This is a genomic window from Pseudomonas sp. NPDC088885, from assembly GCF_044750025.1.
Taxonomy (GTDB): Bacteria; Pseudomonadota; Gammaproteobacteria; order Pseudomonadales; family Pseudomonadaceae; genus Aquipseudomonas; species Aquipseudomonas rustica.
In genome coordinates, this window is the sequence record NZ_JBIVJB010000002.1 from 143,769 (window position 1) to 169,910 (window position 26,142).

The following is a 26,142-nucleotide window of genomic DNA, read 5'->3' on the forward strand; positions in this document are numbered from 1 at the left end:
ATGCATATCCTGCTGCTCCCAGTCAAGCGACTCGGAAAATTTTCAAAAAAACTGAAATAGAAAGTAATCAATGTAATGATGTCGATAGATTTTTATCATGTATTTGCCTTGGCATAGCGTCTTCGTTCCGCTAAATTGGGTATCACCACAGGCACGAGTAGCCTATGGTTCAAAAAGGAAATAGAAGGAGTGGCGGGTATGAACGTATCAATTGGTTGCGAAGAGTAAGATTTCATAGCGTTGAAAAGGCCTCTATCTTTAGGGGCCTTTTTTGTGGCCTAAATAATTAAGGATATGAAAATTGTCAGAGAAACATGGATTTCATCAAGGGCTCTTGCTTGCTACTGCTTTGATCTTATGCATAGTCGCAGGCGTTCGGAATTATGATAGCCTTAGCCATTTATTAATGATTCAGAACTTGAACGAATGGATTGCTTTTGGGGTGTTTTCTTCATTGGCAGCCCTTTTGATAAATCAGCTTTATGCAAAAATATATCAAAAATATCAAGAGACACGAGCAGGTCTCAAATATATCGCTATTTCGTTTTTTGTTGTGATGGTAGCAACATATTTGGTCTTTCGTTTTCAAGGTCAAACTGATTATCAGACATCACTCGCGCTATTTGTTTCATCTTGCTTGCTAGGCGCCGGATGGTGGGTTCAAGCTACAATAAGTTCAGCTGCTGCTAGAAAAGCACACACCATCAATACTATTATGAATCAGAGAAATAGCGAGCTTTTCGTTCAGACAAATGATCGTCTGATTCACGCGTTTCCGCGTAAGAGAACCATTCCGTCAGTTTTTACTGAGTATCTTCAAGATATTAACAATAAGAAATTCAAGGATGCTAAGTTTCCTGAAGAGTTTCTTCAGGGCGCAAGGGATCTGTCCTACGTGCTGAACTATTATGAATTCATTGCTGTCGGGGTTCTCGGTGGGGACTTTGATGAGAAGCTCATGAAAGAGTGTTTTGTTGGAATAGTTATAGCTCTGGAGAAGAGAGCATATTTGGTGATTCAAAGTGCTCAAAAACAAAATGAGAAAACATTTGAGAGCTTAGTGGCGCTGGTTGATCGCTGGACCGACAACAAGTCGTTAACTACTAGCAGTAAAAAAGGTCAAAATTTTGATGCTTTCGAAATATATCCGGCGCAGGAGGAAATTGATAAGATGATGTGTGCAGGAGTATCTTCGACGCCTCATGCAGGTGTTGTAGACCTCCAGCTCGTAGAACCGGTATCTAGTAATTAAATCAATGGTTCTAAAAGCGCGCAGCTGAAGACGCGAAAGCGTTTTCGGCAGCATCAGTCTTGGTGTGAAGTGATTGCTTACCTAATGTTTTTCAAGTTGGCTCGATATGCGTCGCTTGTCTTAAGGTAAATACATGACACTTTCAGGTGCTGCATAATCCGGATCTGGCGCAAAAAACTTCAAAAGTAGCCTTCGCTCGTCCCTTAAGCTTGGCAAGCCCTTGCTTGAATGGCCATCATTCTCTGCAATCGACCACAAGGCCTCCCCGGAAGTCGCCGACCTCGACCAAACCTTGCTGTTCGGCATGAAGCGTAGCTCCATCACTTCCAGACCGAGTTGATTCTGGTACATCCTCTCCATCACATCCGATAACGAATATTCGTCTGCTATAGCAACGACTCCTTTCGAAAAAGAAAGAAGAATAGTTAACGGAGTGCGCCTTGTGGGCGGCGATTGATGCATGCAATTAGAAATTGCTACAAAGCATTGTGATTTTGAGGAATGAGCCATGGTAGCCGGGGTCGCGCGAGGGACTATGCGCAATCCATCATGGGTGCGACGGAGAAGCGGCGGGAGTGGGGCGGGTACTGCGGTGACATTGGCGATTCTGGATTGGGTGGGGCTGGGAGGTGGGGAGTTTATCAGTATTGTGCTATTGGGGCTGAGTCGACTCTTACGAGCGGTTGTTCGATCGCTCGAGGCGAGCAGAACTCCTCTTCCTCTGAATTTAGAGTTTCGGCAAAGGGTTAACGAATGGATTGGGGATGTGCAATCCAAACGTCATCCCATTTATTTTTTCTACAAAGGGCTTTGTTATCGGTTGTCGGGGTTTATGAGTGAAATAAAAGCGTGGAGCGTCAATCTCTAAGAAGCATGTAAGTGTCGTTAAGTTTTGAAGTTCGTTTCAGAGCGTCCGAACATTAGAGATTTGCCGCGAGTATTGATTCAATTTTTTCTATGTCTACACCTTCGATTCTCGTCATGATATTGCCATCCTTGAATAGAATAACTGTTGGCATAGCCCTTATTGAATACTGCGCTACAATATTCTGGCTTATGTCAACATCCACTATGCAAAGTTCAAAGCGAGCAATGTAAAGATCTGCAAGCTTATGAAGCCTCGGGGCGATCACCTTGCAGGGGCCACACCATTCAGCAGTGAAAAAGACGAGTACGGGTGTGGTAGATTTTAGAACTTTGGCTGCAAAACTTTCATCGTCGCAATAAATGATCATTATGATCTCTCTTTGGCTGTCAAGTATCGAGCTGTAGCAGCTTTCTTTTTTGGAATAGTGGCAATTATTTGTTTTTTGAAACGGGTGGGCAACTGTCAGAAATTACAGTTTTTTATATTTATTAGGAATAATGCTTATTCAGTTTTGGCGAGGAGGGGGGCGAGATTTTACAATCGCGACCTGTGCCGACAAAGAATAGACGGAGAGTGGGCGATTTTATCGAGTGGTTCTTTTCCTGCAAATTAATGGCGAAGCCTGGTTATGAGTTAAACAGCGAATTTCACTGTCGTTTACTGATGTTTTATATCAATAGCTTTTGCCTACAACCCCTTGCGCCATCCCCTACACGTAAGACAGAATCCGCCGGCTTGTGCGTCTAGACCGCAGGTTCTATCGTCCTTAGGTCACTGAAAACCAGTGATCGGGTTTGGTAGCCCGCTTCGTGTCTAGATGCATTGCATCACCTGATTCAGTCGCTTTCCCAGGACTCAGATTTCATGGTGGTCATGCGTGGGGCCCATTCGTGGGCGCCGGGTTCTAGTGCGACCGGTCTACCAACCCGCGTATGGCCACCACCCTTCGTTTGGTAGCGCGGGTGATGGCTTCTTTTAGTAATCGCGCTAGAGGTTCCATCGATGATCAAGCCAACACCGAATCCACCCCCAACCGATCCCGCATCCCCCTACGAATCTCTCGATTCAAAAAAACTCCACGAAGCCGCCGAACGCGCGCTCGATCATTATCTGCTCCCCGCCGACCGCATCATGGCCAGTGCCAACCAGCCTGAGCGCATGTACCTCGCCAATCCGAAGTACGACACCGAATCCCTGTTGGCGAACGCCAGTGAAACGTTGGGCTCAGCCTCTGAAATGCTCATCAACTTTGCCGCTGCGCTAGGTTCCTCGCATCGCAAAACCGCGTTGGGTATTGCGCAGGTGGTGATGTTGGGGGAGTTGGCGGTGAATCAGGCGTTGGATAACGTTGAAGTGAAGGTGTAAAGCACATCCCTCTGTGGCGATGGGGTTCCGGTGCCACAGAGGGAGTCAGTTCGATTGTTTGAGGTGAGCGGAAAGCTCTTCCCAGGCTTCTCTATAGCTATATCGCAACCGGGCGGTGTGCAACTTATGCAGTTGTCGCCGAATCCAGCTGTTCCTGTTTGCGAGCAGCATCTGTTCGATGCCCCGGTTTAAGGAGTCGGGTTCGAAACCTGTCCAGATTGGCGGAAGTACGCATTCCAGGTTCCCGGCGCAGACGACGGCAACTTCCGAATATAAAATCTCTTTGATCTGTTCCGGATCGTGGCCTTCGACTTGTCTGGCGATGTAGGCAAATTCAACTGCGGTGTCGACAAAGATCCACGACAACGCCTCTCTGATTTTGTATAGATCGTCCGGGCTCAGTTCACGTTTCAAAATCCGGCTCCCGGCGTTAAACGGCGCTGATTCGGTCGATCACCGGCGCCAGCGCTGGACGCTTGTTTTGCCATTCCTCTTTGGTGATTCCCAGCAGGACAACGTCGATCCGAGCGCCATCCCTCAGAATGTTCTGTCGCCGAACACCTTCCACCTCAAAGCCGAACTTCTGATGCATCTTCACCACCGCCGAGTTCATCGCCAGCACTTCGCAATTCAGCTTCTCCAGACCTGCGACACCAAATGCGTAATCGAGCATCCAGAATTCGACCACACTGCCCAGCCCCTTACCCTGCAAACCAACATCCAGATAAAACGCCCAATCCGCCGTTTTCTGCAGAACGTTGATTGCGTTCAACGAAACAACCCCAACCGCTTGCTCGTCCTTGATCACCACAAACACTTGCTGCCGCGCGTTTCCCTTTAAGGAGGCGAGCCAGTTCGCATGTTCCTGTTCGCTGATTTCGTGCGAGGTGTACATGTATTTGCGCACGTCCGGCTGGTTGCGCAGGGTGCGGACGTGGGCCTGAATGGCGGGGCTGGTGTCGGTGAGGGGTAGGAATTGCATGGGGATGTCCTTGTCGGGCGGAGGGTCGATTCTGAACCGCTGCTGTCGATCGGCAAAGTTTCATGTAAGCGCGTGCGGGGCGGGCCTAGGATGTTGGCACAAGATCGTCGTTTTTCATCCCGAGGGGAATCGTGCCATGCGCCTGAATGTTGCCAAAGTGCTGTTGGTTGCCGCTGTTGTGTCGGTTCTGAGTGCTTGTTCGGGGGCGGGTGGGTTGACCACGACCAGTTGTTTTTCTACTGATTGTCAGTCGCCGGATGGGCGCAATAATGCGACGACGTTGAAGTTTGGCGGGAACAGTATTGGTAGTAGTTTGAATCAGTACAGTTCCGGGATGTTGCATGAGGATTGATGGGGGAACACATAACTTGTGGTGAAGGGATTTATCCCCGAAGGGTCGCGTAGCGGCCCCCTGCTTCTAATGACATAAGAAGCCGGGACTGCTGCGCAGTCCAACGGGGATAAATCCCCTCGCCACAGGGTTTTGAGTGAAGCTGCAGGGTTATTGGACGGCAGGTACGGCAATCCATTCGCTCAGGGTTTGCTGGTATTTGCCTGTGGCTTTGCTCAGGTGCAGCCATTGATCGACGTACTGTTTCCAGCTGATGTCATCGCGCGGCAGTAAGTAAGCCTTCTCGCCGTACTGCATATATTTATGCGGATTCACCGCGCACAATCCCGGTTTGAGTTTCTGCTGATACAGCGCTTCCGAGGCGTCGGTGATCATCACGTCGGCTTTGTTGTCGAGCAGTTGCTGGAAGATCGTCACGTTGTCGTGCAACGCCAGTTGCGCCTTGGGCAGGAAGGCGTGGACGAAAGCTTCGTTGGTGCCGCCGGCGGGTTCGACCAGGCGCACGTTGGGCTGGTTGATCTGTTCGACCGTTTGATACTTGCTCACCTCTGAGCAGCGCACCAACGGGATCTTGCCGTCGGTGTCGAGGGTGTTGCTGAAGTAGGCTTTTTTCTGCCGCTCAAGCGTTACCGAGATGCCGCCCATGCCGATGTCGCATTTGCCGGCCTGCATGTCGGGCATCAGGGTTTTCCAGGTGGTCTGCACCCATTCGACTTTGACGCCGAGGCTGTCGGCCAGCGAGCGGGCCATGGCGATGTCGATGCCTTCGAATTCGCCGTCAGGGCGTTTGAAGGTGTAGGGCTTGTAGTCGCCGGTGGTGCAGACGCGCAACTGGCCTTGTTGCTGGACGCTGTCGAGGTGTGAGCTTGGCTCGTTTGCCTGAGCACCGAAAGCGAAAGACAGGAGGGTGCCGAGCAATACTGATTTTTTGGAGTTGTGCATATTTACCGGGCTTCTATGAATGGGTTGATCCGTAAATGATGGCGTTCAGTTAAACACGATCACACTATGGATCCGCAATCCTAGACCCTGCTAAACGAGTGGTCACTGATTCGAAAAGTTGCCGTTGCCGTAGCCAGGACGTTGCCTGACGCGTCACTCAGTTGGCCCGAGGTAAAACAGATTTCACGCTTGAGGTGCTCAATGCGCCCAGTGCCAAAAATTCGCCCTGGTAATGCCGGATTGATGTAGTTGGTTTTCGACTCGACGGTGACCGCAATCTGATTTGCTGCCAGGCACGCATAGAGCGCTGGCCCCATGCAGTCGTCAAGCATCGCTGCAAGCATCCCGCCTTGAATATTGCCCATGAGATTGGTGAGTGAAGCGCTGGCTTCAAAAACAATGTGCGCCTCGCTTTTTTCCTCGTCGTAATCAATGAATGTCCAGCCCAATAACTTGGCGGCGTCAGGCGTTGGCAACTCACCGTTAATGACTTTCCAGAACAGGGCATCGGTATTCATATCGAGTAGCCTCTCAGGGGGCCGAGGTTTATAAATATTGGCCAGATAACACTGCGAACGCAAAACCGGCGAGGGTCAGCAACCCGATTGAGCAGACACTCAACACTGGTGTGGGGGCCTTGGTTTTTTTTCGCACATAGAGGGTGACTGCGAGCGGTGGTACGACGGCAATCAAGCAGAAAACTTGAAAGGCAAGTAACTGTGGAAAACCCCATTGCTGCGAAAACAATAGGTACAGCATCAGTATTCCCGATACCCCTAGCGCGAAATTGGTAGCCCCGACCACTCGGATCAGCGCCATCAGCAGGATTTGCATTGCAGGGTCGACATCTTGCCAAGGTCGAGCAACCGCTACGCTGTGATAAGGCATGAACTCTGATCGCACAAGGTAAGCAGCGGCGAGTATCAGTACGCCAAGAAAAGCCAATCCGTAACAGATCAACGCAAACCAGGTGAGCACATTCATGTTCATGCCTCCAATCCACTCGGGACGGATGGGCGATTCACTGCATCGCGGAGAAGGGCTCTAACCTAGTTTTTTTATCGGAAGGCTGTCTACTGTCAGAAGTAACAGGTGGTTGTTTGTCCATAGGTTTGAAAGGCATTCAAAACCACATCCGCACGCCAATCACCAGGCGCGCTTCACTGCGATCTTCGCCATCTTCGCGGGCGTAATCGGCGGTGTTGCCATACGTGCGGTTCCAGGTCACGCCGATGTACGGCGCGAATTCGCGATGGATTTCATAGCGCAAACGCAGGCCGGCTTCGCTGTTGGAAAGGCCGGAACCGATGCCGCGTTGCGGGTCGTTTTTGCCGTAGACGTTGAATTCGGCCGTCGGCTGCAGGATCAGTCGATTGGTCAGCAGGATGTCGTAGTCGCCTTCAAACCGAATCGCGCTCTGGCCACTTTCGCCGATAAACGCCGTGGCTTCGGCCTCGAAGTTGTACAGCGCCATGCCCTGCAAACCGAACGCCGCCCACGTCTGTGGCGCGCCGGGTTTGAAGTCCTGACGCACGCCGCTGACCACGTCCCACCACGGCGAAATCGCGTGGCCCCACAGCGCCTGAATCTCGGCGTCTTCGGTCTTGCCGTTGCTGCGTTCGCCTTCGGAGCGCAGCCACAAGCGGTCGATGTCGCCGCCGATCCAGCCTGATAAATCCCAGGCCAATGCGCTGCCGTCATCGGCGTCCTGCCATTCGAGCTTGTCAGCGAGGAAGTAGCTGTTGATCGCACTGTCGTGCACCTGATGGCCGCCGGGGCTGGTGAAAACAGCGGCGCGGTCGGCATCGGTCAGCGGCGGGATCGGCGTGCGACTTTCGCTCGGCGCGGCGGGCTGCATCATGCCGTCGTCCATGCCTGACATCGTCGAGTGATCCATGCCGGACATCTGGCTGTGATCCATGCCCTGCATGTCGCTGGCAGCCATCGCCGAACTACCGACGAGCAGCAAAGTAAACGCCGTGAATCGAGTCATGTTCGGCCCCTTCATTCTTCCACCCGCACTTCGCGAAACATGCCCATTTCCATGTGGTACAGGAGATGGCAGTGATAGGCCCAACGACCGAGTGCATCGGCGGTTACGCGGTAACTGCGGCACGTGCCGGGCGGCATGTCGATGGTGTGTTTGCGCACCTGGAAGTCGCCGTTTTCGTCCTCCAGATCGCTCCACATGCCGTGCAGGTGAATGGGGTGGGTCATCATCGTGTCGTTGACCAGCACCAGCCGAATGCGCTCGCCGTATTTCAGGCGCAAGGGCTCGGCATCGGAGAATTTAATGCCGTTGAACGACCAGGCGAATTTCTCCATGTGGCCGGTGAGGTGCAACTCGACGGTGCGGCTCGGGTCGCGGCCGTCCGGGTCTATGAAGGTGCTGCGCAGGTCGGCGTAGGTCAGCACTCGGCGACCGTTGTTGCGCAAACCGAGGCCGGGATCGTTGAGTTTCGGCGCGGTGGTCATGGCTTGCATGTCTACCAGCGGATTGTTTTTTTCGCTGTCGGGATGCGTCTGCATCGGGCCCATCGCTGAGTGATCCATGGCGCTCATGTCCATTGAGCCGTGATCCATGCCTCCCATGCCCATGTCGTCCATGCTCACCAACGGGCGCGGATCCAGCGCGGGCACCGCCGCCGAGAGTCCGGTGCGGGTGGCGAGGGTGCCGCGCGCGTAGCCCGTTCTATCCATGGCTTGAGCGAACAGGGTGTAGACCTCGGCGTCGGGCTCAACGATGACGTCGTAGGTTTCCGCCACGGCGATGCGCAATTCATCGACGCTGACCGGTTTGACGTGCAAGCCATCCGCCGCGACCACGGTCATTTTCAGCCCCGGAATGCGCACGTCGAAGTAAGTCATGGCCGAGCCGTTGATCAAGCGCAGACGCAGTTTTTCGCCGGGGCGAAACAGCCCTGTCCAGTTGGAATCGGGCGCGTGGCCATTCATCAGGAAGGTGTACGTGGCGCCACTGACGTCGGCGATGTCAGTGGGATTCATGTTCATTTCCGCCCACATCTTGCGATCGGCGACGGTCGCGCCCCAGCCTTTTTCGCTGACGTCGTTGATGAAGTCGCCGACCGTGCGTTTGTGGAAGTTGTAGTAGTCGGATTGTTTTTTCAAGGTGTTCATCAGACTGGCCGGGTCTTCGTCGCTCCAGTCGCTGAGCATTACTACGAAGTCGCGATCGTACTGGAACGGCTCCGGCTGTTTCGCGTCGATCACCAGCGGGCCGTAGACGCCGGCCTGTTCCTGGAGACCGGAATGGCTGTGATACCAATAAGTGCCGTTTTGCCGCACCTTGAATTGATAGACGTACACGCCACCCGGTTCGATGCCGTGAAAACTCAGGCCGGGCACGCCGTCCATGTTCGCCGGCAACAAAATGCCGTGCCAGTGAATCGAAGTGCTGTCCTTGAGTCGGTTGCGCACGCGCAGCGTCACGGTGTCGCCTTCACGCCAACGCAACAACGGGCCGGGCAGACTGCCGTTGATGGTCATCGCAGTGCGCGGACTGCCAGTGAAGTTGACCGGGGTTTCGCCGATGAACAGCTCGAACTCGCTGCCGTTCAGCTCATTGATCTGCCCGGGGCCATTCAGCGCCCAGACCGGCGCGCGCCACAGGCCGAGGCCGCCGAGCAAACCGCCGGCTGCGAGGCCTTTGACGAAGGTGCGTCTTGAAGTGTTGGAAGGCATGCGCTGGAAGTCCCCGTTTGACACATGACGGGGAGGCTAACCAGCGCTGGCTTTCAGTTGGCTGAGGGCGGGATTACAGTTTTGACAGGTTCAGCGGTCTGGGCACAACACTGCTTGAGGCGGGGGCCACGTAGTGCTGAAGGATGGGTTTGAGAATAGCCGAACGCAGGTTGTCCAGTCCCACGACGTGCTCCGCGCGCTGCTGCCAGGTCAGCGAGCGCGCTAGGCCGGGGCGCCATGGTTTACGAGTCACTTTGCTATTGAGTGTGGCGATGCAAAAGCGGGTGTAGCGGGGCAACTCGTACAAGTTCAAGAACCGCAGATCGATAGAGCACAACAGCAACGTGTCACCGAAAGAAAGCAAAGGAAATGCCGTGACTTCCAGCTTGTTCTTTTCATTGATTCGGGTGCGCCATTGCCTGTTATCCAAGTCACCCAGGCTTATGTTTTCGTCGAGGATATACCGCGCGGGCTGTTGACGAATCGCGAGATTTTCGGCCGCCGCGTAAGTGATGCTGGGCATGGCGCCAGGCGAAAGCAGCAGGAATGCGCAAAACAACACGACTGCTGATACAACACCGTAGGCAACGCGGGTGAATAGATGACCTTTGCTGATGTAAAAAATCAATACAGGTATCAGGCTCAACGCAAGGGTGCCGAAGGAAAGCAGCCCGACCACAATCACAGCTCTGGAAGTGTTCTCACCGACGTAAGTTGAAAGGATCAAAAGTGCTGGGAGCGACGCAAACAGGACAGCTAGCCCAACTACGATACCGACTGAGCCGCGAAAGAATTTCTTTTTCCATGGTCCCAAACCTACAGTGTCTTTGTCGAAAGTCTTACGAAAGGTTCTGAATGAGAACAACAAAAAATAGGCAGCCAAGGTAATGGCCAGAATAATCCCCAGCGAAGCCGCTGCGCTGAACGTATCCGAGAATATGAACAGTAGGACGGTGAATGCACAGAATCCGGAAAGCAAAGGGAAAAGTAGCCACTTCGCGATTCGATAGTGCTTGTCCGGCACCTTATCGAACATGGAAACACTGATGCCATAGAACCATGCACTGGTGGAGAGAATGAACAGATAACCCACCATGATCAATACGATCAACAGTAGCCAAATGGCAAGCGCGGACTTGGCGTCGGTGCCTGCAAGGAACAAGTCTGTACGACCAATTGCTCGCGTATAGATGTACAGACCAAGAATCGCCAGCCCTGCTCCCAGAAAACCCAGTGTGACGGTGATTTGGCCCCAGTAATCCAGAACGCGTTTAAAGTTGCGTCTAAAGAATTGCGAAAACGTTGGTACGGTTGAAGCATCCATGCGATCAAATTATCCAAAAAAGAGAGTGGGTGGTTCTTTAACGACAGTCGGCCAGGCTTCTTTAGGAAGTCTGGCCGCTAATGGAATGGTTCTGTGATTCCCCGACTGGCTGGAGAGTGATGTTATAGCCCCAGACCTTCCTGCACCACCAACAACAAATTGTTCTCGGTCAACGCAATCGCGTCCAGCTGTTGCCCGGTTTCGATCGACTGCATCCACCAATGGCTTTCGCCATGTTCGTCAACAGTGCGCAGCAGAAAAGTGTCTCTGCCCGGCACAAGGATCTGAACCCGGCCGGCACCGTCCTCGGTAAACCGCGCAATCGGATCAAACGTAAGGCTGTGCTCATTGCCTTCGATCACCAGTTGATCCACCGCGTAATCATGACTTTCGCCATCCGGCGACGTTTCACACACGTGGGTCGGGTTGCGCCGGATCTTCAGGCCGACTTCCGCCACGGGCTGCAACCACGCCTCGATGCGGTGGTACAGGCTGTCCACTTGTTTGGCCCAGCAATCGATCTCCAGCGTCGCGTCCGCTTGGGTGTGCCGGGTTTGCTTGAGCTTCGCGGCGAGTTCGTCTGCTTTACTCATTTCGGTTCCCTTGGTTTGATGTCTGCCTGTTAATCGTAGACCTTGCAGCGGCGTACGGCCTTGCCTTGCGTCATGCGCCGGCGCTGTCAGCGTGCCTCATTCATTACAAATCACGTCAGGTCAGCATCGAAAACCACGGGCGCAGGCGTCTCAGGGAGCGGGTACATGAAAAAGCTGTTTACAATTTTCGCGCTGATCGTGCTGACGGCCGGTAGCATCGGGCTGATCTCGTCACGTCAGTCGCCGAGCCACAAGGAGCGGCCGGAAGCAGTGGCGGGAGCGTTCGATTATTACTTGCTGACGCTGTCGTGGTCGCCGACGTTTTGCCTGACGCACAAGGACGATGCGCAGTGTTCCGGCAAGGGTTACGGCTTTGTTTTGCATGGATTGTGGCCACAGTATGCGCAGGGCGGCTGGCCGCAATCGTGTCCGCCGCTGAGCAAGCTTTCGGCTGAACAACGTAGCCAAGGCCTGACGTTGTTCCCGACGCAGAAATTGCTTTATCACGAATGGCGCAAGCACGGCACGTGCAGCGGGCTCGGTGCGACTGGCTATCTTGATGCGGCGGACAAAGCGCTGGCGGCGGTGAACATTCCTGAGCAGCTTCAGCCGTTTGGTGATTCCTATTACTTTAAGGCGCAGGAAATTGCTGATCTGTTCCGTAAAAGTAATCCGAAGATTCCGGCTAATGGCATTGCGGTGATTTGCAGTGGGCCGGAGTTGGCGGAAGTGCGTGTTTGTCTGGACAAGGATTTGCGCTTTGCAGCGTGTGGCAAGGGGGTGAGGACGCAGTGTCGGAAGGGGGATATTCGGGTGCCGCCGAAGCGTTGAGGCCATCTGTGGTGAGGGCGCTTGCTCCTGCTTGAGTGCTCAGCGCTCATGAGATTTTTTGGGGCCGCTTCGCAGCCCAGCGGGGATAAATCCCCTCGCCACGGGGATTTGTGTGATGTCTGGCACTTCAGAATGGATTAACCGTAAAGAAGCAATCGAAAATAAATCTGCCAACAGCGATCATCCTAATTCGCGGCGCGCCGATACAACGGGGCGGGATCGTGGCGTTTGCCCCGAGCACCCCGGTGGACTACGCTCAGACCGTAAGGGTTTCGGGCCTACGCCCTTGTCGTACCTGCCCAGGACACGCTTTTGCCTATTCCCATTCACGATCCGCAACAGGCTCCCGGCGCGCTGAAGCGCCTGCCACTGCGTAAAGCGGCTGTGCTGTTTATCGTTGCGGTGTGCCTGTGTCTGTTCGGCTTGCTCTACCTGCAACTGGAGCAGTCGCGGCGTCAGGATCTGGCCGTGGCGAAAGTGGCATCGAGCAACCTGACCCGGGCGATGGCGCAACAGGCCGAGGACACGTTTCACTCCGCCGATCTGGTGATGACCAGTCTGGTCGACTGGATTGAGGACGACGGCTACGGCGCGACGCAGAAGCCGCGTTTGCAGAAAACCTTCGCCCGGCGCGTGCAGCAGATGGAGCAGTTGCACGGCATCTTTTTCTTCGACAAACAGGGCCAGTGGATCATCACTTCGTTCGCCGATTTGCCCCGTGGCAACGGCGTGGCCGATCGCGATTACTTCAAGTTTCATCAGCAAAATGAATCGACGCTGGCGCACATCGGCCCGGCAATTCGCAGCCGTGAGAACGGCGAATGGATCATCCCGATCTCGAAACGCGTCAATGACCACGCCGGCAATTTTCAGGGCGTGCTGATGGCCGGGATCAAGATGGCGTACTTCGATCAGTTCTTCAAAAGCTTCAGCCTCGACGACAACGGCATCATGTTCCTCGGCCTGACTGACGGCACGCTGTTGGCGCGGCGACCGTTTGAAGAAAACCTCATTGGTACGTCGCTGGCGCAGGGGCGGATTTATCAGAAGTTGCTGCCGGAAGCCCAGTCCGGCACGGCGATGATCAGGTCGGTGGTCGATGACGTCGTGCGTTTGTATGGCTATCGGCAACTGGGGTCGTATCCATTGGTGGTCGCCGCAGCGTCGTCGCGCGACACGATTCTCAAGGGTTGGTATGAGCGCGCGTTTCAGTCCAGCGTGATCATTGCGCTGGTGATTCTGGGCGTCGGACTGTTTGGCTGGGTGTTCATCCATCAGGTGCGCAACGGCGAGCGCATCGAGAAAAATCTGCGCCGGGCTCAGCTAGCGCTGGAGCAGATTGCGACCCACGACAGCCTGACCGGACTGGCCAATCGGCGCTTGTTCGAACGTTCGCTGGAGATTGAGTTTGCCCGAGGCGCGCGGCAGGTGAGTCCGGTGAGCCTGATCATGCTCGATATCGATTTTTTCAAGCGTTACAACGATGCTTACGGCCATGTCGCCGGTGATCATTGCCTGATGCAAGTGGCGCAAGTGGTCAAGACCTGCTGCCAGCGCAAGGCGGATCTGGCGGTGCGTTATGGCGGGGAAGAGTTTGCGGTGTTGCTGCCGGACACTGACATCAACGGCGCGTTGGCGATTGCCGGGCAGATTCGCCGCAGCGTGATCGATAAACACATCATCCACAGCGGCTCGCCCACCGGGTATCTGACGGTGAGCCTGGGTTGCTATGCGTTTATTCCTAGCGGCAATGACAGTCTGGAAACGTTCATCCACCGCGCTGACGCGGCGTTGTATCAAGCGAAAAATGCCGGGCGCAATCGCGCGGCGGTGTTATCGCTGGACGGCGGAATCACCGAACTCATGCGCTCCGATCGCTAATCCAGAATCCAACACAAAACCTGTGGGAGCGAGCCTGCTCGCGAAAGCGGTGTGTCAGGTAAAAATTGTTTATCTGACACGACGCCTTCGCGAGCAGGCTCGCTCCCACAGGGGTGTTGCGTTGATTGGGTGATGGGTTGATCACCACGGATGGCTCTTGTTCGTTCAGCCGCCTGTGCCACCGCCCGCACCGCCAGTCCCGCCGCCGGCCGAACCGGTGCCGCCGCCCGCGCCTGAGCCCGAACCGCTGGAACCGCCATTGGTACCGGTGCCCGAACCGGCGCCGTCGGAACCGTTGCCGCCAGAAGGCGCGCCCGGTGTGTTGTCCGGTGGCATGGTCGAGCCGCTGGTGGCGCCGGATTTGGTGCCCGTGGCGTCAGCGCCATCGTTGGCCGCGAAGCTGGCGGCCGAGGCCGTGGCGAGCAGGCCGGCGAGCATTAACGAAGTGAAAGTGCGCGTCTTCATGGTACGTCTCCAAAAAGGGGATTTACCTGGTATTGGTCTGACGCGTTTGAGCGTTGGTGCCGGTCGGCTGACCAGCGGTCGATCGCGTGGCCAAGTGGCCTACTGTTCTTCTGGAATATTGGCTATTTGCCGAACCCCGCGCCGGGACTACCGTAGTCACACATTCACTCGCCCCCGGATACTCACCATGAAAGCTCGTACCGATTTCTACACCGCTTCCCCGGACGCCCTGAAAGCGATGATCGCCCTCGAAACCGCCGTTTCCAAACTGCCACTGGAAAAGACCCTGGTTGAACTGGTCAAGCTGCGCGCTTCGCAAATCAACGGCTGCGCCTTCTGCATCGACATGCACACCGCCGATGCCATCAAGGGCGGCGAAACCCCGCGTCGTCTGTTCGCCGTGACCGCATGGCGTGAAGCGCCGTTCTTCAGCGACCGCGAACGCGCTGCGCTGCTGTGGACTGAATCGCTGACCCAACTGAGCCTGACCCACGCACCGGATGAAGATTACGAAGTGGTCGCGGCGCAGTTCACCCCGAAAGAACTGGTCGACCTGACCGTGGCAATCAGCACCATCAACAGCTGGAATCGCCTGGCCGTCGGCTTCCGCAAAACCCCACAAGCCTAAACCCCAACACAGCCCTTTGTAGGAGCAGAGCTTGCTCGCGAAAGCGGCTGCTCATTCAACCCTGATGTTGACTGTGACGACGATTTCGCGAGCAAGCTTTGCTCCTACAAGGGCTGCGGTGATGATCAATGCCCATCCGCACTCGGCGCGGCCGGTGGTTGTACTTTGCGCATCAAGGGCACCATCGCCGTGGCGATGACGAAGCAGACCATGATCATCAGAAAGGTGTCGCCGTAGGTTTGCGTTTGCGCCTCGCGGTACGTCAGCAACCACAACTGGCGCAGGCTGGCGGTGACGCCGACGTCACCGCTCTGGCCCAGCGTGGCGAAGTTGCCGCCGACCTGCGACAGCCACCGATTCATCGCCTCATTGCTACTGTTCAGATGCTCGGCCAACCGCGTGAAATGCAGGTTGGTACGGTCATTGAGGATGGTCGCGCACGCCGCAATCCCAATCGCTCCACCCAAATTGCGCATCAGGTTGAACAGGCCCGAGGCATGCTTCAAGCGTGCTGGCGCCAACCCTCCCAAGGTCAATGTCACCGCCGGCGGCACCGCCAGTTGCTGAGCAATTCCGCGCAGTGCTTGCGGCAGCATCAATTGCCCCGCACCCCAGTCGTGGGTGATCGGGCTGAATTCCCACATCGACACCGCGAACAGGCCCAACCCGACCATCATGATCCAGCGCAGATCGACGCGATTGGCGAGAAAGGCGTACAGCGGAATTGCCATGATCTGGAACACGCCGGTGGAGAAAACCGCCAGACCAATGTCCAGCGCGCTGTAGCCGCGTACCCGGCCGAGAAACAACGGCGTCAGGTAAATCGTCGCGAACAGGCCGATGCCGGTGACAAAGGAAAAGAAGCAGCCGAGGGCGAAATTGCGATCCTTTAAGGCACGCAGATCAACGATCGGATTGGCCACGTGCAACGTGCGGCCAATGAAGGCCAATCCGGCGAGCCCGCTGATCCACGCCGTGGTCAAAATCGTCTGGTCGCTGAACCAGTTCCAGCGCGGGCCTTCTTCGAGGGTGTATTCGAGGCAGCCGAGAAACAGCGCGAGAAAGACCATGCTCAGATAGTCCGCGCCCTTGAGCAGCGACAATTCCGGTTGGTCGATTTTCACCAGCATCGGCACCGCCACGGCGACGAAAATCCCCGGCACCAGGTTGATGTAGAACAGCCAGTGCCACGACGAAATATCGGTGATCCAGCCGCCAATCACCGGGCCCATGGTTGGCGCCAATGAGGCGACCGCGCCAATAGTTGCCGCTGCGATTACTCGCTGTTTGCCGGTGAAGAAAAAGAACGCGGTGGTGAACACCAGCGGAATCATCGAGCCGCCGAGAAAACCTTGCAGGGCGCGAAAAGCGATCATGCTCTGGATGTTCCAGGCGATGCCGCAGAGCAGACTGGCGAGGGTGAAACCGACTGCCGACGCGCAGAACAACCACCGCGTCGAGAACACGCGCGACAGCCAGCCCGACAGGGGAATCACGATGATTTCGGCGATCAAATAACTGGTCTGCACCCATGCGGTTTCATCGGTGCCGGCGGACAATCCACCGCCAATATCGCGCAACGACGCGGAGACGATCTGGATGTCGAGCAACGCGATAAACATGCCGATGCACATCGTCGCGAAGGCGAATACCTTGGTCGCGGTGGCCATGTCCGCCGCGTTGAACGGTTGCGCAGGGGCGGCGAGGGCGGCGGCGCTCATGGCGCGACGGCCACGGCGCTGGTTTCAGGCTGGGCGCGGGTGTCGACTTCTGCTGTCACTGACAGCCCCGGGCGCAGGTGGCCGAGCACGCCGTCCGCCGGGTCGAGGAGGATGCGCACCGGCACCCGCTGAACGATTTTGGTGAAGTTGCCGGTGGCGTTTTCCGGCGGCAACACGCTGAATTGTGAACCGGTGGCGGGAGCGAGGCTGTCGAGACGACCGTGGAATTCCTGACCGGACAGCACATCGGCGCGGATGCTTACGCGTTGGCCGGGTTTCATCCGTGCCAATTGGTCTTCCTTGAAATTGGCATCGACCCACAAGCCGCTGGCCGGCACCACCGACAGTTGTTGCGAACCGGCCTGCGCATAAGCGCCAACCCGTGCGCGGCGGTTGCCGATCACGCCATCCACCGGCGCACGCAATTCGGTGTAGCCGAGGTTCAACTGCGCCAGATCACGTTCGGCGCGGGCCTGCTGAAGGGCGGCGCGGGCCTGTTGTTTTTGCGTATCGATCACCGCGAGTTGGCGTTGCGCGGCGAGCAGTTCGGCCTGGGCGCGGGCGCTCAAGGCTTGCGCTCTTTTGAAGGTGGCGTCGGCGCGTTGCGCACTTTCGACCGACACGGCATTGGTCGTCACCAGGCGTTTGTAGCGGGCGTTGTCATCCCGCGAGCGCGCGGTTTCGGCGCCCGCCGCATCGATGCCGGCGCGGGCCTGGCCGATCACTGCTTGCTGCAATTGTTCCGTGGCGTCGAGGTTGGCCAGCAGCGCTTCTTCAGCGGCGACCGCGCCTTCGCTTTTCGCCAGATTGGCGCGGTAGTCGCGCGCGTCGAGACGGATCAGCACATCGCCGGCCTTGACGTGCTGGTTGTCGCTGACCAGCACTTCGTCGATGTAACCGGCGACTTTCGGCCCGATCACCGTGACGTCGCCACCGATGTAGGCATCGTCGGTTTCTTCAAGAAATCGCCCGGCGCCCCACCAATGCACGGCGTAGACGCCGGCGAAAATCAGCGCGAGTAAACCGACGCCCGCAAGCAGCACGCGTCTAAGCAGGGGAGGTTTGGCCTTCACCGCAACAGGTTCGAGGGTGGGCATGCTGGTCATGGCGGAATACCTGCGCAAATGGTTCGTTATTACGGCCGTAATATGACGCAGGTAATATTTGCTGGCAATTTATTTCGGATGCCGATCGTCAGTTGTTTATTTGAGCCAGTGTCCGGGTGTGCTGCCAGTCATTGATTTGAAGAAAGCGATAAACGCGCTGTCGCTGGCGAAACCCAGTTCGAACCCGCAATAGCTGAGGCTGCGCCCGGTGGCGAGCAATTCCATGGCGCGCATCAACCGCCATTGCTGGCGCCATTGTTGATAGCTCATGCCGGTTTCGCGCTGGAAGATCCGCCCGATAGTACGGCTGCTGGCGCCGATCTGTTGTTCCAGCATTTGCAACTCTGGTGGCAGACGCTCGGGCGTATTCAGCAGCGGCGCCAGACGCTTGTCCCGAGGCAGGGGCAATAGCATCGGTTGCTGCGCCGCTTCGGCGATTTCGCTCAGGCACAGACCGAGTAAATGGGCGAACTTGCCCTGTTGCCAATCAATGTCGAAATCCGCTGTTGCGATCGGCTCCAGCACGGCGCGCAGCAGTGGGCTGACTTCGATCACGCAGACTTGCTGCGGCAGCTCGGCGCACAGTTCGGCAGTCAGGTAGATCGAACGGTAATCGACGCTGTGCTGCATCACCGCGCGATGACTCACGCCCGGCGGAATCCACGCCGCCCGCGACGGTGGCAACAGACACAATTGCTGGGCCAGCGTAATCCGCGTGCAACCCTGACGGGTGAATAGCAGTTGCCCGCGTTGATGTTGATGCAGTCCGGAATCATGGTCGCCCAAGGTTGCGGCGATACCGATCACCGGCGCGCGGTAACTGTCAGCGTCAAACGTTGCGTGGGCATCGAGCCAAGCCATGGGTTGTCCGATTTCAGCGATAAGTTGGCAGGATTCGGATAATACGCCAGACGCCGCTTCTTAAACTCCTCTGCGGTTTACTTGAGGAGTCATGAAGGATGAACAACAGAAATCTGTTGCTGCTGGCGATCGCGCTGCTGATGTTTCCGCAGATCGCGCAAACCCTGTACAGCCCGGCGCTGGGCGATATCGGCCGGGTGTTTGACGTCGGCCCCGAAGCGGCGGCGCAAACTTTATCGGTGTATTTCCTCGCGTTTGCCGTAGGCGTGGTGGTGTGGGGGCGGTTGTGCGATCGCATCGGCCGGCGTCCAACGATGCTTGCAGGGCTGGCGATCTATGCATCGGCGACGGTGATCGGCTTGCGGGTTGGCAGTTTTACCGGATTGTTAGCGGTTCAGGCGGTGGCGGCGTTTGGTGCGGCGGTCGGCTCGGTGGTGACGCAAACCGTATTGCGCGACCGCTTTAAGGGCGCAGAACTCGCGCAGGTTTTTTCAATAATGGGCATCGCGCTGGCGGCCAGTCCGGCGATCGGTTTGTTCAGCGGTGCCAGTCTGGTGCAGGCCTTTGGTTATCGCGGTGTCCTCGGCGCTTTGCTAGTGCTTGCCGTACTGCTCTTGCTGTGGAGTATGTACACCCTGCCGGAAACCCGGCCGGAGCAACTGCCGCCGGTGAGTCTGATTGAAACCCTTGGGCGCATGTTGCGTGACCTGGGTATCTGGCGTTCGGCGTTGTGGATTGCCTCGTTCAACGTGGCGCTGTTCAGCTACTACAGCCTCGCGCCGTTCCAGTTTCAGCGGCTGGGCTTGAGTGACACGTTGTTCGGCTACAGCGGCGTGATCCTCGCGCTGGGCTCGGGGTTTGGCGCGTGGTTCAACAAGCGTTTGTTAAAGGCCGGGGTCGCAGCGATGCAGTTGATTCGCCTCGCGGCTGTCAGCGGTTTGCTCGGTGGTCTGGGCGTTTGGTGGTTGCAGGACAGTGCGGCGTTTGTGCTGCCGATGTTGCTGATCGTGCTGGCGTTCGGTATGGCGATCCCGAATATCTTGGGGATGGCGCTGGTTGATTATTCGGATCGATTGGGTACCGCCGGGGCGTTGTTGGGGCTGTTCTATTACCTGTTGATTGGCGCGGGGTTGATGCTTGCCGGTTGGTCTCAGGCGCTTGGCGAAACCTTGATTGCGTGCAGCGCCCTGGCGTTGCTCCTGACCACTAAGCTGCCGCATCTGCAATCGGTGAAAGACAAACAGGCCTGAGCCTGACTCAACCCCCTGTGGGAGCGGGCTTGCTCGCGAAAGCGGAGTGTCAGGCACCTCGATGCAATGTGTGCCGACGCCTTCGCGAGCAAGCCCGCTCCCACATTTGTTTTGTGTTCACAGCACAACAGCCCATCGTCGGCACGCAGAGGAATGAATTGCCGAGGTTAATAGGAAGCATTACTATTCGCACCCCTTTCCTCAGCACGCCGCCCATACCCCCATGCTTCCCCGCAGACCCGGCTTTTTCGAGCATTACGAAGAGTTGATCGGCACCTGGACTCGTCGCCTGCGCAATCGCGCGCAGGCCGAGGATCTGGCGCACGACACCTTTGTGCGGGTGCTCGAATCCGATTCAGCGGCGGTGCAGCAACCTCGGGCGTATTTGCATCAGACCGCGCGCAATATCGCGGTCGACGGTTATCGGCGTGAGGATCGGCGGGGTGCCATGGAGTCGGAGGCGATCGATCACAGTGCGTCGTCGTCCGGCGACCCGGAGCATTACATGCATGCGATCCAGTTGGCCGACTCCATCGAGCGGGCGCTGAGCGAGCTGCCGGTCAATTGCCGGAAGATTTTTGTCTGGCAGAAGATCGAAGGCCTGACTCAGGCCGAAATCGCCGAACGCCTGGGCCTGTCCAAGAACATGGTCGAAAAGTATATGATCCGCACCCTGCGGCATTTGCGTGATCGCCTGGACGGGTTGCAGTCGTGAATGGGCGTTATGGCGAAAAGATCGCAGCCTTCGGCAGCGCCTACAAGGGGCTGTGTGTCTTTATATTCCCGGCCAAACAGGACATTCCATGATGGATACTCGTGATTGCGCGTGCGGGCAAACAACCGTGCGCGATGACGCAGCTCGCTGGTTTGTGCGTTTGCAGGAGCCGGTGGTCAGTGCCGACGAGCAGCAGCGCTTCGATGCCTGGCTGAATGAGCATCCGCAGCACCGTGACGAATTCCAGTTGCTTCAGGGGCTGTGGACGGCCGCTGATCTACTGCCGGCGCCACGCCTCAAAGCTTTGGTTGAAACTCCACCGACGCGCCGCGAACGACGTCCGTTGTTACGTTATGCCGTGGCCGCGAGTGTGGTGGCAGTGGCGCTCGGCCTCGGTCTGTTCAGCGGTTTGAATCATCCGGGCGGTTACAGCGCCGAATTCAGCACCGCGTTGGGCGAGCGCAAACACGTAGCGCTGCCGGACGGTTCGGTGATCGATCTGAACAGCCGCAGCCGCTTGCAGGTGCGCTTCGAAAAAGATCGCCGATTGATCGAATTGAGCGAAGGCGAGGCGATGTTCAGCGTTGAGCACGACACCTCGCGACCGTTCGTGGTCGAGGCCGGCAGCGGCAAAGTCACGGTCACTGGCACCCGTTTCGATGTGCGCCGCGACGTCACGCAAACCCGCGTGGCGGTGGAGCAGGGCACGGTGAAAGTGCAGGGCCACAATGCGCCGGACAACGACTTCATCAGCCTGACCGCAGGCCTCGGTACCTACGTCGATGCGCAGGGCAAAGTCGCTGCCGCCTATGCGGTCAACCCCGCAGAATTCACCGCATGGCGCAGCGGCAAACTGGTGTTCAACAACGCCAGCCTCAGCGAAGTGGCCGCGGAAGTATCGCGTTATCGCGAGAAGCCGCTGACCGTCAGCAACCCTGCGGTGGCCAGTCTGCGCCTGACCAGTGTGTTCAAATCCGACAACACCGAAGCCTTGCTCAAAGCCTTGCCGAGCATCCTGCCAGTGGCCGTTCGCACCCATGCGGATGGCAGTCAGGAAATAATTTCAAAATAAAATTCAGGTTTTTTTCGAGTTCATCGTCTTCCTGTTCAACTGCAACTGGTTTGCATTAACAGCCGCACACTCTTGCGATCCACAGGACTACGTTCGACGTGAAAACCACCACTGCCCACAATAAAAAATCCCCTTGGTTGCCGCTGGCCCTCGCGCTCGCGGTCAACGCTGCGATGCCGCTGGCGTTTGCCGGCGAAGCCATTCATATCCGCGCCCAGCCATTGGGTCAGGCGCTGAGCGAACTGGGCCAGCAAACCTCGCTGCAAGTGTTTTTCAGCCCTGATCTGGTCGCCGGCAAACAAGCCCCGGCCGTCGATGGCGACATCTCCCCGGAGCAGGCGCTGCGTCAGTTGCTGCAAGGCAGCGGTCTGGATTATCAGATCAACGAAGGCTCGGTAACGCTGTCGCCCGCTGCGACTTCAGCTGCGACCAACGGCCCGCTCGAACTGGGCGTGACCGACATCAAAGTAGTCGGCGACTGGCTCGGTGATGCCGACGCCGCCGTGGTGCAAAACCATCCCGGCGCACGCACGGTGATTCGCCGCGAAGCCATGCTCGAGCAAGGGGCGATGAACGTCAGCGACGTGCTCAAGCGTGTGCCGGGCGTGCAGGTGCAGGATTCCAACGGCACCGGCGGCAGCGATATTTCGTTGAACGTCGGCGTGCGTGGTCTGACGTCGCGCCTGTCGCCGCGCTCCACGGTGTTGATCGACGGTGTGCCGGCGGCGTTTGCGCCGTATGGCCAACCACAACTGTCGATGGCACCGATTTCCTCCGGCAACCTGGACAGCATCGACGTGGTTCGTGGTGCCGGTTCCGTGCGTTATGGGCCGCAAAACGTCGGCGGCGTGATCAACTTCGTTACCCGCGCGATCCCGGAAAAAGCCACCGGTGAAATCGGCACCACCCTGGAAACCACCCAGTACGGCGGCTGGAAACACATCGACACCGCGTTCCTCGGCGGCACCGCCGACAACGGCATGGGCGTGGCGTTGTTGTATTCCGGCGTCAACGGCAACGGTTACCGCGAGCGCAACAACGGCAACGACATCGACGACGTGCTGCTCAAGACTCACTGGGCGCCGACCGATCAGGACGACTTCAGCCTCAACTTTCACTACTACGACGCCAGCGCCGACATGCCCGGCGGCCTGACGCAGAAACAATACGACGACAAACCGTATGACTCGGTGCGTGACTACGACCAATTCAGCGGCCGCCGCAAAGACGTGTCGTTCAAGTGGATTCGCCAGATCGACGAACGCACCCAAGCCGAAGTGCTGACCTATTACACCGACAGTTTTCGCGGCAGCACCATCGCCGCTCGCGACCAGAGAACCCTCAGCTCGTACCCGCGTTCCTACTACACGCTGGGCATCGAGCCACGGGTATCGCGGGTCTTCGATGTCGGCCCGACCAGCCAGGAAGTCAGCGTCGGTTATCGCTATTTGAAAGAGGCGATGCACGAGCAGTCGAGTCGTCTGGCGCTGGTCAACAATCAGCCAGTGGTAACGCCGACGTCTGATGGTCACGTCTTCCAGGATCGCACCGGCGGCACCGAGGCCAACTCGGTCTACGTCGATAACAAAATCGACGTCGGCAACTGGACGATCACGCCGGGTATTCGCTTCGAACACATCAGCACTGACTGGCATGATCGCGCCGTGCTCGACACCGCTGGCAAACGCGTACCGGAGAAAAATCGCAGCATCGAAAGCAACGAACCGCTGCCGGCGCTGAGCGTGATGTATCACCTGTCGGACGCGTGGAAACTGTTCGCCAATTACGAAACGTCGTTCGGCAGCCTGCAGTATTTTCAACTCGGCCAGGGCGGTTCGGGTGATCAGACCGCCAACGGTCTGGAGCCGGAAAAGGCCAAGACCTACGAAATCGGCACGCGCTACAACGACGACGTGTGGGGCGGTGAAGTGACGCTGTTCTACATCGACTTCGATGACGAACTGCAATACATCAGCAACGATGTCGGCTGGACGAATCTTGGCGCGACCAAGCACCAGGGACTTGAAGCGTCGGTGCATTACGACATGGCGGCGCTGGATCCGCGTCTTGATGGCCTGACCGCCAACGCCGGTTTCACCTACACCCGCGCGAGTTATGAAGGCGAGATTCCGGGCTTCAAGGGCCGCGATCTGCCGTTCTATTCGCGTCAGGTGGCGACGGTGGGTTTGCGTTACGACATCAACCGCTGGACGTACAACATCGACGGCTTTGCCCAGTCGAAACAGCGTTCGCCGGGTACCGGAGTGAACGCCGATGGCAGCTTCAACGGCAACTACATCACCGAGGGCACGGCGGACGGGCAGTACGGCGACATTCCGGGTTACGTGACCTGGAACGTGCGTGGCGGCTATGACTTCGGGCCGCAGGTGTCGAATTTGAAGTTGGGCGCGGGGGTGAAGAACGTTTTCGACAAGCAGTATTTCACCCGCTCCAGCGATAACAATTCGGGGATGTATGTGGGCGCGCCAAGGACGTTCTTTGTGCAGGCCAGCGTTGGTTTTTGATCGACGTACAGGCGGCTGCTGACAGCCGCCTGCTTACCAATGCGCTTCAGTGACTCTGTTCGGGCAGTTGAAAGTCCACTATCGGCGAGGGATTACCGGCCATATCGGCGGTCTTCAGACATACCTTTTTCCGGCCGTCTGCCACGGGTACCTGGAAATCCAGCAGGGGTGGTCGAACAACCTGGTAGCCTTCTGTGTCATAACAGTCGAGAGTGTTCGGCTGGCCAATCTTGTACTGGTAGCGACTGAGATCCAGGTCAGGTGAAATGCCGACAGGTCTCACTGTGAACACATCTTTTGAATCTTCAAAGACTGAGTAGACAGGCGACGTTTGCACGGGCTCGGCCAGTAGCCAGCGGTAGTAGATCCTGGCATTGAAAGCCGCCCAACGACTTGCAGGCCCCGCTTTGTGTTGTTGTCCGATGATGCACATGAAGTAAAGTCCCGGCCCTTCGCGCAGGTCGTGGCTGGCATGGTCAGCACCGTTGCCAAGGCTGGTCTGTACCGGACCATAGTTGTCAACCAACGCACAATCTCCCGGCGTGCGCGCGAGTTTTACCCGGTAGAACGGTTGATCAGTGGTAAAAGTCTGCTGCCATTGCAGCGGAATGAATTCTCCGTTCTGGTCGCGGAGTATTCTGAGGAAAACGTCACCAAACGCCGCTTCGAAGTTCGTCACTGGACCCAGCATGCAGGCATTGCTTCTAGGGCTGAAATGGCCATCGTTGAAGCAGGCAGGCAGTTGCGTTATTGCGGTGGCGTAGTTTGTTGCAGGTAACGTGACGGCGTTGCCGTTACTGACTTCGCATGGCGTGTTAAGGGTGCATCGGGAGCGTCCGCTGTCTCGCGTCGTTGTGCCGATAATTGCGACAATTTCATTGGTATAGCGATCCAAGACCGGCGAACCCGAAACGCCGGGCGTTACGTCCAGGCAACGATTTTTGAGCTGGTCAATCCACGTCCAGCCCGCTTCGAAAACATCTGCGGCTTGTTCTTGAGGACAGGCGACTCGATGCAGGTGGTTGTCCACAGGCGCACCCACTACCAGTACATTGCTGTCGACAGCCAACGGTTGAGTGGCCAGCTTCAGCGGCATGATGCCGTTATCCATCAATTGACCAAGTGTGCGATCGAGTTCAAGGAGCGCGATGTCCCGCCCACGCAGGGTGCTCCACGCAATACTTTTGACGGTGTAGCTAGTTTGCCGTGATTGGGTGTCATGGAAAAAATTGAACTGGACGCTTCCCGACGCGGGCGTATCGACGAGGTACCGATTGCTGTCGCCTTTTGCGCAATGACCTGAAGTCAGAACGTACGCTGATCCGTCGCTTTCAGGGTTTGCTCCGCGGGTGTCGATCAGGCTGCCAGAACATATGCGTCCGCCATCGACGCGTACGCGACCAATGGCTTGCCAATGAGCATAGCGTCCGTCGGCATTACTCAACAGTTCGGCTGATTTGAAGTTTTCGACGCCTTCACCCCAATCCTGTTGATCCGATAGAAGGGGCGGCGTACACCCACTTGCAGCCAAAACGAGAGCGAGGATAAGTAACGGTTTTCTGACATGTAATTGCATGATTTCAGCACCAGATTGAAGTCGTCTGATGCTGGAACCCATTAAAGAATCTGACTACTGTCACATCTGACAGGTAAGAGGTCCGAAACATATCCGTCTATCGGAAAGTGGCGTCTTCGGCGTTGGCCGGA

25 protein-coding genes are annotated in these 26,142 nt (G+C 56.8%); 10 read left to right on the forward strand and 15 right to left on the reverse strand.

Annotation, left to right across the window (positions count from 1 at the left end; genetic code table 11):
* Positions 1-418 precede the first annotated feature (418 nt).
* Positions 419-1,252 (forward strand): DUF4760 domain-containing protein, encoded by an 834-nt coding sequence (locus ACIP1X_RS03080; RefSeq protein WP_400749259.1) that lies wholly within the window; start codon positions 419-421, stop codon positions 1,250-1,252.
* Positions 1,253-2,172: 920 nt separating this feature from the next.
* Here ACIP1X_RS03080 and ACIP1X_RS03085 read toward each other — a convergent pair.
* A complete protein-coding gene (locus ACIP1X_RS03085; protein WP_400749262.1) occupies positions 2,173-2,487 on the reverse strand; it encodes a thioredoxin family protein in 315 nt (104 codons plus the stop codon).
* A gap of 635 nt (positions 2,488-3,122) precedes the next feature.
* On the opposite strand from ACIP1X_RS03085, the gene ACIP1X_RS03090 reads away from it, so the two are divergent.
* Positions 3,123-3,485: a DUF6124 family protein gene (locus tag ACIP1X_RS03090; RefSeq protein WP_400749265.1), complete on the forward strand. Its 363-nt coding sequence runs from the start codon at positions 3,123-3,125 to the stop codon at positions 3,483-3,485.
* A 45-nt stretch (positions 3,486-3,530) separates the two neighbouring features.
* On the opposite strand, the gene ACIP1X_RS03095 is transcribed toward ACIP1X_RS03090, so the two are convergent.
* Positions 3,531-3,899 carry a hypothetical protein gene (locus ACIP1X_RS03095; RefSeq protein ID WP_400749268.1) on the reverse strand — a complete coding sequence of 123 codons (369 nt, stop codon included), beginning with the start codon at positions 3,897-3,899 and terminating at the stop codon, positions 3,531-3,533.
* Positions 3,900-3,915: 16 nt separating this feature from the next.
* Positions 3,916-4,467, reverse strand: coding sequence for a UDP-4-amino-4,6-dideoxy-N-acetyl-beta-L-altrosamine N-acetyltransferase (gene pseH / locus ACIP1X_RS03100; protein ID WP_400749271.1), 552 nt, complete (start codon positions 4,465-4,467; stop codon positions 3,916-3,918).
* A gap of 136 nt (positions 4,468-4,603) precedes the next feature.
* Between pseH and ACIP1X_RS03105 the strand changes: the two genes are divergently transcribed.
* Positions 4,604-4,819 (forward strand): hypothetical protein, encoded by a 216-nt coding sequence (locus ACIP1X_RS03105; protein WP_082341465.1) that lies wholly within the window; start codon positions 4,604-4,606, stop codon positions 4,817-4,819.
* Positions 4,820-4,969: 150 nt separating this feature from the next.
* Here ACIP1X_RS03105 and ACIP1X_RS03110 read toward each other — a convergent pair whose 3' ends face one another.
* From ACIP1X_RS03110 to ACIP1X_RS03140, 7 genes are all read right to left on the reverse strand, one after another.
* On the reverse strand, positions 4,970-5,761 hold the full coding sequence (locus tag ACIP1X_RS03110; RefSeq protein ID WP_400749274.1) for a transporter substrate-binding domain-containing protein: 792 nt from the start codon (positions 5,759-5,761) through the stop codon (positions 4,970-4,972).
* 80 nt (positions 5,762-5,841) lie between these two features.
* Positions 5,842-6,279: a PaaI family thioesterase gene (locus tag ACIP1X_RS03115; protein WP_053121970.1), complete on the reverse strand. Its 438-nt coding sequence runs from the start codon at positions 6,277-6,279 to the stop codon at positions 5,842-5,844.
* Between the two features lie 28 nt (positions 6,280-6,307).
* On the reverse strand, positions 6,308-6,745 hold the full coding sequence (locus ACIP1X_RS03120; RefSeq protein ID WP_400749277.1) for a hypothetical protein: 438 nt from the start codon (positions 6,743-6,745) through the stop codon (positions 6,308-6,310).
* Between the two features lie 139 nt (positions 6,746-6,884).
* Positions 6,885-7,754 carry a copper resistance protein B gene (locus ACIP1X_RS03125; RefSeq protein WP_400749280.1) on the reverse strand — a complete coding sequence of 290 codons (870 nt, stop codon included), beginning with the start codon at positions 7,752-7,754 and terminating at the stop codon, positions 6,885-6,887.
* Positions 7,755-7,765: 11 nt separating this feature from the next.
* Positions 7,766-9,463 carry a copper resistance system multicopper oxidase gene (locus tag ACIP1X_RS03130; RefSeq protein WP_400749283.1) on the reverse strand — a complete coding sequence of 566 codons (1,698 nt, stop codon included), beginning with the start codon at positions 9,461-9,463 and terminating at the stop codon, positions 7,766-7,768.
* Positions 9,464-9,536: 73 nt separating this feature from the next.
* On the reverse strand, positions 9,537-10,787 hold the full coding sequence (locus ACIP1X_RS03135) for a hypothetical protein (RefSeq protein ID WP_400749286.1): 1,251 nt from the start codon (positions 10,785-10,787) through the stop codon (positions 9,537-9,539).
* 122 nt (positions 10,788-10,909) lie between these two features.
* Positions 10,910-11,380: a hypothetical protein gene (locus ACIP1X_RS03140; protein WP_159815491.1), complete on the reverse strand. Its 471-nt coding sequence runs from the start codon at positions 11,378-11,380 to the stop codon at positions 10,910-10,912.
* Between the two features lie 165 nt (positions 11,381-11,545).
* On the opposite strand from ACIP1X_RS03140, the gene ACIP1X_RS03145 reads away from it, so the two are divergent.
* Together ACIP1X_RS03145 and ACIP1X_RS03150 are read left to right on the forward strand one after the other, a co-directional pair.
* Positions 11,546-12,211: a ribonuclease T2 gene (locus ACIP1X_RS03145; RefSeq protein ID WP_400749289.1), complete on the forward strand. Its 666-nt coding sequence runs from the start codon at positions 11,546-11,548 to the stop codon at positions 12,209-12,211.
* Positions 12,212-12,523: 312 nt separating this feature from the next.
* Positions 12,524-14,092 (forward strand): diguanylate cyclase, encoded by a 1,569-nt coding sequence (locus tag ACIP1X_RS03150; protein WP_159815489.1) that lies wholly within the window; start codon positions 12,524-12,526, stop codon positions 14,090-14,092.
* A gap of 165 nt (positions 14,093-14,257) precedes the next feature.
* On the opposite strand, the gene ACIP1X_RS03155 is transcribed toward ACIP1X_RS03150, so the two are convergent.
* Positions 14,258-14,557 (reverse strand): hypothetical protein, encoded by a 300-nt coding sequence (locus tag ACIP1X_RS03155; protein ID WP_159815834.1) that lies wholly within the window; start codon positions 14,555-14,557, stop codon positions 14,258-14,260.
* Between the two features lie 187 nt (positions 14,558-14,744).
* Between ACIP1X_RS03155 and ACIP1X_RS03160 the strand changes: the two genes are divergently transcribed.
* A complete protein-coding gene (locus ACIP1X_RS03160) occupies positions 14,745-15,185 on the forward strand; it encodes a carboxymuconolactone decarboxylase family protein (RefSeq protein ID WP_053121963.1) in 441 nt (146 codons plus the stop codon).
* A 125-nt stretch (positions 15,186-15,310) separates the two neighbouring features.
* On the opposite strand, the gene ACIP1X_RS03165 is transcribed toward ACIP1X_RS03160, so the two are convergent.
* The 3 genes from ACIP1X_RS03165 to ACIP1X_RS03175 all read right to left on the reverse strand — a co-directional run bounded on the left by ACIP1X_RS03165 (position 15,311) and on the right by ACIP1X_RS03175 (position 18,873).
* The gene (locus ACIP1X_RS03165; protein ID WP_400749292.1) at positions 15,311-16,906 is read right to left on the reverse strand and encodes a DHA2 family efflux MFS transporter permease subunit; all 1,596 of its coding nucleotides are present in this window, start codon (positions 16,904-16,906) and stop codon (positions 15,311-15,313) included.
* Positions 16,903-18,012: an HlyD family secretion protein gene (locus tag ACIP1X_RS03170; RefSeq protein WP_400749295.1), complete on the reverse strand. Its 1,110-nt coding sequence runs from the start codon at positions 18,010-18,012 to the stop codon at positions 16,903-16,905. The genes ACIP1X_RS03165 and ACIP1X_RS03170 overlap by 4 nt, the downstream gene beginning before the upstream one ends.
* Positions 18,013-18,108: 96 nt before the next feature.
* Complete coding sequence (locus tag ACIP1X_RS03175; RefSeq protein WP_400749298.1) at positions 18,109-18,873, reverse strand: AraC family transcriptional regulator; 765 nt, start codon at positions 18,871-18,873, stop codon at positions 18,109-18,111.
* Between the two features lie 98 nt (positions 18,874-18,971).
* On the opposite strand from ACIP1X_RS03175, the gene ACIP1X_RS03180 reads away from it, so the two are divergent.
* The 4 genes from ACIP1X_RS03180 to ACIP1X_RS03195 all read left to right on the forward strand — a co-directional run bounded on the left by ACIP1X_RS03180 (position 18,972) and on the right by ACIP1X_RS03195 (position 24,435).
* Positions 18,972-20,123: an MFS transporter gene (locus ACIP1X_RS03180; protein ID WP_400749301.1), complete on the forward strand. Its 1,152-nt coding sequence runs from the start codon at positions 18,972-18,974 to the stop codon at positions 20,121-20,123.
* A 223-nt stretch (positions 20,124-20,346) separates the two neighbouring features.
* Complete coding sequence (locus ACIP1X_RS03185; RefSeq protein ID WP_400749304.1) at positions 20,347-20,838, forward strand: sigma-70 family RNA polymerase sigma factor; 492 nt, start codon at positions 20,347-20,349, stop codon at positions 20,836-20,838.
* Positions 20,839-20,926: 88 nt separating this feature from the next.
* Entirely contained in the window at positions 20,927-21,910 is a 984-nt protein-coding gene (locus tag ACIP1X_RS03190; protein WP_400749306.1) for a FecR family protein, read from the forward strand.
* 98 nt (positions 21,911-22,008) lie between these two features.
* Positions 22,009-24,435 (forward strand): TonB-dependent siderophore receptor, encoded by a 2,427-nt coding sequence (locus tag ACIP1X_RS03195; RefSeq protein ID WP_400749309.1) that lies wholly within the window; start codon positions 22,009-22,011, stop codon positions 24,433-24,435.
* Between the two features lie 46 nt (positions 24,436-24,481).
* Here ACIP1X_RS03195 and ACIP1X_RS03200 read toward each other — a convergent pair whose 3' ends face one another.
* A complete protein-coding gene (locus tag ACIP1X_RS03200; RefSeq protein WP_400749312.1) occupies positions 24,482-26,011 on the reverse strand; it encodes a trypsin-like serine peptidase in 1,530 nt (509 codons plus the stop codon).
* Between the last annotated feature and the right edge of the window lie 131 nt (positions 26,012-26,142).